The sequence below is a fragment of the Promicromonospora sp. NPDC057488 genome, assembly GCF_042802395.1.
Lineage (GTDB): Bacteria > Actinomycetota > Actinomycetes > Actinomycetales > Cellulomonadaceae > Promicromonospora.
Map to the genome: position 1 here is coordinate 1 of NZ_JBHVEG010000251.1, position 7096 is coordinate 7096.

At 72.1% G+C, this 7096-nt stretch carries 6 protein-coding genes; 4 read left to right on the plus strand and 2 right to left on the minus strand.

The features are described from left to right. Positions 1–94: 94 nt before the first annotated feature. Together ACFU5G_RS28230 and ACFU5G_RS28235 are read right to left on the minus strand one after the other, a co-directional pair. Positions 95–826, minus strand: a complete 732-nt coding sequence (locus ACFU5G_RS28230; protein ID WP_377252141.1) for a copper resistance protein CopC — start codon at positions 824–826, stop codon at positions 95–97. A gap of 67 nt (positions 827–893) precedes the next feature. Then, positions 894–2963 (minus strand): NAD(+) synthase, encoded by a 2070-nt coding sequence (locus ACFU5G_RS28235; RefSeq protein WP_377252143.1) that lies wholly within the window; start codon positions 2961–2963, stop codon positions 894–896. 70 nt (positions 2964–3033) lie between these two features. Here ACFU5G_RS28235 and ACFU5G_RS28240 point away from each other — a divergent pair, with 70 nt between their 5' ends. From ACFU5G_RS28240 to ACFU5G_RS28255, 4 genes are all read left to right on the plus strand, one after another. Then, positions 3034–3465 (plus strand): HIT family protein, encoded by a 432-nt coding sequence (locus ACFU5G_RS28240; protein WP_377252145.1) that lies wholly within the window; start codon positions 3034–3036, stop codon positions 3463–3465. 108 nt (positions 3466–3573) lie between these two features. Beyond that, positions 3574–3870 carry a DUF4287 domain-containing protein gene (locus ACFU5G_RS28245; RefSeq protein WP_377252147.1) on the plus strand — a complete coding sequence of 99 codons (297 nt, stop codon included), beginning with the start codon at positions 3574–3576 and terminating at the stop codon, positions 3868–3870. A gap of 111 nt (positions 3871–3981) precedes the next feature. Then, positions 3982–5691, plus strand: a complete 1710-nt coding sequence (locus ACFU5G_RS28250; RefSeq protein WP_377252150.1) for a hypothetical protein — start codon at positions 3982–3984, stop codon at positions 5689–5691. A gap of 76 nt (positions 5692–5767) precedes the next feature. Beyond that, entirely contained in the window at positions 5768–7003 is a 1236-nt protein-coding gene (locus ACFU5G_RS28255) for an amidohydrolase (protein WP_377252153.1), read from the plus strand. Positions 7004–7096: the final 93 nt, after the last annotated feature.

Here is a 7096-nt window from a genome sequence, read left to right on the forward strand (position 1 = left end):
GTCCTGCTGGCGCCCGCCGTGGTGACGGTGATCCTCGCGGTGCGGGCGTCCCGGCCGGTGCCGGACGCGCCCGCGCCGCGGACGACCTGAGGGGTCAGCCCTTGGTGTCGGGGTTCTCGTTGGGACGCTCGCCGGCGTCCGGGTCGTCCGAGCCGGGCTCGTTCGCCTGGCGCAGCCGGTCGTTCTCGAGGATCTTGCGGCGCATCATGACCACCACGCCGAGGACGACCAGCACGGCCGCGAGGATCCCACCGGCGACGGCGAGCCCGCTGGGGCCCGAGCCGTCCCCGGCACCCGCGAGCTCCGTGGGCGTGCTGGCCTCGTCGGCCGGCTCCTCCACGGGCGCCGCCTCCTGCGTGGACATCTCCGGCTCCTCGCTCGCGCCCGTGGTGGGCTCCTCGGTCGGCTCCGGCTCGCCCTCGACGACGTAGGTGAACTCGCCGTCGATCGGGTGGCCGTCGGACGAGACCACGTGCCAGGCGACGTCGTACTTGCCGGCCGGCAGGTCCTCGGGCAGCTGGGCGGTCACGACCTTGTCGTCGACCTGGATGTCGTAACCCTTGGCGGTGGTGCCGTCAGGACCGACGAGCGCCACCTCGATGCCGGTGTCGAGCGGTTCGGAGCTGAACGTGAGCCCGATGCTCGTGGGCTGCTCGTCGAGCTTCGCGCCGTCCTTCGGGTCGGACGACAGGAGCTGGTCGTGGGCACTTGCCGGACCGGCCACCAGCAGCAGCGCGGCAAAGGTCAGGACCGCTGCGAACACGGTGATCAGGCGGACGAGGCGACGGCTACCGGGCCGGGCCAGGGCAACGGAGACAGCAGGCATGTCGGAACCCTACTCCTCGTAGAACACGCGGAACGGGGCCTGTGTCCGGCCTCACCGGCGGCGTCCGTCACGCCTCCGGGACGTTCTTCCCCAGCTCCGCGAGCCACGCCGCCGACGACGCGTCCGAGGGCATGCGCCAGTCGCCGCGCGGCGACATCGTGCCGCCCGGCGAGACCTTCGGGCCGTTGGGCAGCGCGGACCGCTTGAACTGCGAGGCGAAGAACCGGCGCACGAACACCTCGAGCCACCGCCGCACGGTCGCCAGGTCGTACTCGGTGCGCCGCTGGTCGGGGAACCCGGGCGGCCAGTCGCCGGCGTCCGCCTCGTGCCACGCGTGCCAGGCCAGGAACGCGATCTTGGACGGCCGGTAGCCGCGCCGCAGCACGTGGAACAGCGTGAAGTCCTGGAGCGCGTACGGGCCGATCGTCGCCTCCGTGGACTGCGGCGTCTCGCCCTCCTCGGTGGGGATCAGCTCGGGCGTGATCTCCTGGTCGAGGATCTCGGAGAGGACGGTGTTGACGGGGCTGCCCGCGTCCGCCGAGAACTGCCCGCTGTCGATGGTCCAGCGGATCAGGTGCTGGACAAGTGTCTTGGGCACGCCCGCGTTGACCCCGTAGTGCGACATCTGGTCGCCGACGCCGTAGGTGCACCAGCCGAGGGCGAGCTCGGAGAGGTCGCCCGTGCCGAGCACGATCCCGCCGCGGTGGTTCGCGAGCCGGAAGAGGTAGTCGTAGCGCAGCCCGGCCTGGACGTTCTCGAACGTGACGTCGTACTGCTTGGTGCCGTCGGAGTACGGGTGGTCGAGGTCGCGCAGCATCTGCTCGGCGGCCGGCCGGATGTCGAGCTCCTGGAACGTCACGCCCAGGGCCTCGGCGAGCCGGGCCGCGCGGCCCTTGGTCTCCGACGTCGTCGCGAAGCCCGGCATGGTGAACGCGTGGACGTCGGTGCGCGGCCGGCCCAGCCGGTCCATCGCCTTCGCCGCGACGATCAGCGCGTGCGTGGAGTCCAGGCCGCCGCTGACGCCGATCACCACCTTGGGCTGACCGATCGCGCGCAGGCGCTGCTCCAGGCCGGTGACCTGGATGTTGTAGGCCTCGTAGCAGTCCAGCGCGAGGCGCTCCGCGTCGTCCGGCACGAAGGGGAACCGGTCCACCTTGCGGCGCAGGCCGAGGTCGCCCTGCGGCGGGTGCACGCTGAACGTGACCTCGCGGAACTCGCCGCCGTCGCCCGTTCCGGGCGCGGCCAGGCCCAGCCCGCGCCGGTTGTCGTCGAAGGTGCCCTGCCGCAGCCGCTCCTGCCGCAGGCGGTCCAGGTCGACGTCGACCACGGTGGCGCGCGGGCCGTCCGGGAACCGCTCGGTCTCGCCGAGGAGGTCGCCCGCCTCGTAGACCATGGTCTGGCCGTCCCAGGACAGGTCGGTGCTGGACTCCCCCTGGCCGGCGGCCGTGTAGACGTAGGCGGCGTTGCAGCGGTAGCTGGCGCTGCGCACGATGAGCCGGCGGTCCTCGGCGCGGGCCACGGTGATCGGGCTCGCGGACAGGTTGAGCAGCACGGTCGCGCCCGCGAGCGCCGCCAGCGCGCTCGGCGGCACCGGCACCCACATGTCCTCGCAGACCTCGACGTGGATCGCGAGCCCGGGCACGTCGTCGGCCCGGAAGATGAGGTCGGAGCCGAGCGGGACCTCCTCGCCGAGCAGGGTCAGGGTGCCGCGGTGCTCGTCGCCGGGGGCGAACTGCCGCTTCTCGTAGAACTCGCGGTAGTTCGGCAGGTAGGACTTGGGCGCGACGCCGAGGATCCGCCCGCGGTGCACGACGACGGCGGCGTTCAGCAGGCGGCTGCCGACCAGCAGCGGCGCTCCGACGACGAGCACCGTCATCAGCTCGACGCTGGCCTCCTTGATGGCGGCGAGCCCGTCGAGGACGCCTTCCAGGAGGGTGTCCTGCATGAGCAGGTCGTCGATCGCGTAGCCGCTCAGGCACAGCTCGGGGAACACGGCGACGGCCACGCCGTCGTCGTGGAGCTGCCGCGCCTGGTCGAGCACGACGGCGGCGTTGGCCGCGGGGTCGGCGACGGCGACGGGGATGGTGCAGGCGGCGACCCGGGCGAACCCGTGGGCGTACGCGTTGTAGAAGTCCACGACGTCGAGTCTATGGATGCGCGCGGCGGGTGCCCGGCGGCGGCCCGCTGTCGCTCGCTAGAGTCCGTCCGTGACCCGCGAACCCGACTGCCTATTCTGCCGCATCGTGGCCGGCGAGCTCCCGTCCACCCAGGTCGACGAGGACGAGCGCACGCTCACGTTCATGGACATCAACCCGGCGGCTGACGGGCACGCGCTCGTGATCCCCAAGTCGCATGCCGTCGACCTGCACGACATCACGCAAGAGGACCTGGCCGCGTGCACGATGACCGCGCAGCGGGTCGCGGGGCGAGCCGTCGAGCAGCTCGGGGCGGACGGCGTGAACCTGCTGAACTGCGCCGGGGAGGTGGCCTGGCAGACGGTGTTCCACTTCCACATCCACGTGGTGCCCCGGTTCCGCGACGACCAGGTCCGCGACTCGCTGCGCCTGCCGTGGACGTCGACGCCGGGCGACCCGGCGCGGATCGCCGCGGCGGCGGAGCTCCTGCGGACGGGCTCCTGAGCCTCGCTCGTCCCGCTGGCTCGGCGCCGATGAGTTCGGCGGGCGAACCGCGTCTGTCCTGGTGAACGCGGTGCCCGATCGACGGCGCCGGAGATGAGGAGATCAGCGATGTCGTTTCAGGCCTACCTCGACGCCGTCGAGGACAAGACCGGGCACACCCCGCGCGAGCTGATCGCGCTGGCGCAGGAGCGCGGGTTCGACGCGTCGACCAAGGCGGGTCCGATCCTGGAGTGGCTCAAGGAGGACTACGGCCTGGGCCGGGGCCACGGGATGGCGATGGTCCACGTGATCACCAAGGGGCCGCAGATCAGCCCGAAGCACGTGGGCACCTCGGGCACCCACGCGGACGCGTCGGACACGCTGTGGCTCGACGGGAAGGCGACCAACCCGGCGACGTCGGGCTGACCGGGTGAACGTGGCAGCTTCACCCGCCGTCGACCTCGGATCACGGCCGGCCGGAACCTAGGATCGCGGACGTCGGCGCGTCCAGGGCGCCTCCTCTCGATCGGAGCCCCCATGGCGCGCCAACGTCTCGCTGCCCTCGCCGTCGTGTCCGCGATGGTGCTCGTGGGCGCGGTCCCGGCGGCGACGGCGTCCGCCGAGACCGATCCGGTGCTCGCGGTCGAGGGCTTTCCGCCGGGCGTCCCCGGGAGCTGGGGCGTCTCGCCGCTCGGAGACGCCTGGGACGAGGAGCTCAACCTGTCCCTGACGGGCGACACCGCCCGGGTCCGCTCCTTCTGGGTCGAGGTGAACGACCTCGCAGGAACGATCGTCCGGTCCGATGCCGACACGGAGGCACCGTTCACGACCGGTCTGGTTCCCGCCGACACGGTGCAGGGCAAGCACGCGGCGGTCACCGGGTTCGTCACCCTCGACGACGGCTCCGTGGTGCAGACCGACTCCGGCACGATCGTCGTCGGAGGGGACCTGGAGCTCCAGGTCTGGCCGGGCAGCAAGGCGTCACCGGACAACCACCTGCTGAACCTCGCATTCGCCCCCGTGCAGGCCGTCTACGAGTCGGACGTGCACCGCTTCGTCGGTCTGCGATCCGGTGAGCTGCGGCTCGACGGCGAGGTCGTCGACACCTGGCAGCGCGGTTTCGGCTCCGTCTCGCCGATCACCGGCCGCACCACGTCGGTCGGCACCGGGGACCGGCTGACGCTCGGGAAGCACCGCTGGGACGTCACGGTGACCGACTGGGCCGGCCGAACCGCGAGCGCGTCGGCGACGTTCCAGGTGGACGAGCCCGTCACGATGAGCGGTCCGACGATCACCGACTCCGCGGGGAACAAGGTCACGGCGGCCTCGTGGGTCCTCGAGGGCACACGGCTGCGCTACCGCATGTCGGTGACGAAGTCTCCCGCGTACGACGGGACCCTGGCCTGGGACGCCTGGGCCGAGCACGGGAACGGCGGCTACCCCGTCGCGGGGCTGAACAACTACTCCGACATGGTCGCGTTCCCCTGCCTCGACACCTCGTCCTGCACCTTCCCGCGGACGGTCGACAAGACCTGGGACGCCGGGTGGGCCGGTCGCACCACGACCGAGGTCACCACGACCCTGTCCCACCGCTCCCGGCTGTACGTGCCGGAACCCACCGTGCGGACCGACACCTTCCGGGTCTACCCCCGCTCAGCCCTCGAGGTGACGAACGCGTCCCGGGCGACCGTCACGGCGGGTGCCGCGACCACGGTCTCCGCACGCCTGCGGACGCCCGGCACCTCGTTCTTCCGGGTCTTCCCCGGGGAGTCCGTGGTGCTCGAGAGGCGACCGGCCGGTTCGAGCACGTGGACCACCGTCACGTCCCGGACGACGTCGTCCACGGGCACGGTCAGCGCGAAGGTGACGCCGTCGTCCACCTCGCAGTACCGGTGGCGGCACGCGGACCACCGAGGGGTGGCGGGGCCCGCGACGTCGAAGGCGACCACGGCGAGCGTGCGCCCGAAGGTCACGCTGTCCGTGCAGACCGCCCGGCCGACGTCGCGGTCGCTCACCAGCGTCAAGGCCACGTCGTCCAAGCCGCAGCGGAACACCTCGGTCTACCTGCAGCGGCTCGTCGGCCGCACGTGGCGGACGATCGGGGTCGAGGAGCAGGGCACGAGCGGGGCGGCCGCGTTCCGCGTCCGGCTGCCCGCGGGGACGGTGAAGCTGCGTGCGGTGACCACGCCCACCACGGCCTACCTCGCCGGCACGAGCTCCGTGCGGACGCTCTCGGTGCGCAGGTGAGCCCTGGTCGCAACCTTGACGACGAAACCCGCGGGTAGCGGCCCTGCCCCTCGTTACCTTGGGTAATGATGTACCCATGACAACCCGCTCCAGCATCGCCATCACCAACGCCTACGTGGTCCCCGTGGCCGCCGAGCCCGTAGAGAACGGCACCGTCCTGATCGAGGACGGCGTCATCACCGCCGTCGGGCAGGACGTCGCCGTGCCCGAGGGCACGCCGACGATCGACGCCCAGGGCAAGTGGCTCCTGCCCGGCTTCGTCGAGGCGCACGGCCACATCGGCATCCACGAGGAGGGCGAGGGCTGGGCCGGCAACGACACCAACGAGATGACGGACCCGAACGGGTCCGCGCTGCGGGCGATCGACGCCGTGCAGATCGACGAGGAGGGCTTCCGCGACGCCCTCGCCGGCGGCGTGACGACGGCGGTCATCAAGCCGGGCTCGGGCAACCCCATCGGCGGCCAGACCGTCGCGATCAAGACCTGGGGCGGCCGGACGATCGACGAGCAGGTCATCAGCGACTCCGTGTCGGTCAAGAGTGCCCTCGGCGAGAACCCGAAGCGCGTGTACGGCGACAAGAAGCAGCTCCCCTCGACCCGACTGGGTGTCGCGAACGTGATCCGCAAGGCGTTCGTCGACGCCCAGAACTACGCCGCCAAGCGCGACGCCGCGGCGGAGGAGGGCAAGCCCTTCGAGCGCGACCTCGGCAAGGAGACCCTGGCCCGCGTCCTGGCCGGCGAGCTCGCCTGGGACCAGCACACGCACCGCGCCGACGACATCGCCACGGCGATCCGCCTGTCGGAGGAGTTCGGCTACCGGCTCGTCATCAACCACGGCACCGAGGGCCACCTGATCGCCGACGTCCTCGCCGAGAAGGACATCCCCGTCATCTACGGCCCGATGTTCGTCTCGCGGTCCAAGGTCGAGGTGCGGCACCGCGCGAACCGCAACATCGCCGCGATGGCGGCGGCCGGCGTGCGGGTCGCGATCACGACCGACCACCCCGTCATCCCGATCAACTTCCTGGTGCACCAGGCGTCGTTCGCGGCGCGCGACGGGCTGCCCCGTGAGACCGCACTGGCCGCCATCACCGCCAACCCGGCGTCGTTCCTGGGGCTGGGCGAGCGCGTGGGGGCCATCGCCGAGGGGCTCGACGGCGACGTCGTGCTCTGGTCCGGCGACCCGTTCGACACCGACCAGCGCGCCGAGCGCGTCTTCATCACGGGCACCGAGGTCTACGCCTGGGACCCGGCCGCCGACGCCGGCCGCGGCGCCGGCCGCGTGACGGAGCGCACGGCCCGCTTCGCCTGACGGCCTGGGGCTGAGGCTGGGGCCGGGGCTGGGGCTGGCCGAGGCGGATCGGGGCGGTCGGCAGAATGTCAGGTGGTCGGTAGCTCGGAATGC

Coding starts and splice junctions, on each gene's coding strand:
- ACFU5G_RS28230 (WP_377252141.1), bottom strand. CDS start 826: ATGCCTGCTGTCTCCGTTGCCCTGGCCCGGCCCGGTAGCCGTCGCCTC.
- ACFU5G_RS28245 (WP_377252147.1), top strand. CDS start 3,574: ATGTCGTTTCAGGCCTACCTCGACGCCGTCGAGGACAAGACCGGGCAC.
- ACFU5G_RS28250 (WP_377252150.1), top strand. CDS start 3,982: ATGGCGCGCCAACGTCTCGCTGCCCTCGCCGTCGTGTCCGCGATGGTG.
- ACFU5G_RS28255 (WP_377252153.1), top strand. CDS start 5,768: ATGACAACCCGCTCCAGCATCGCCATCACCAACGCCTACGTGGTCCCC.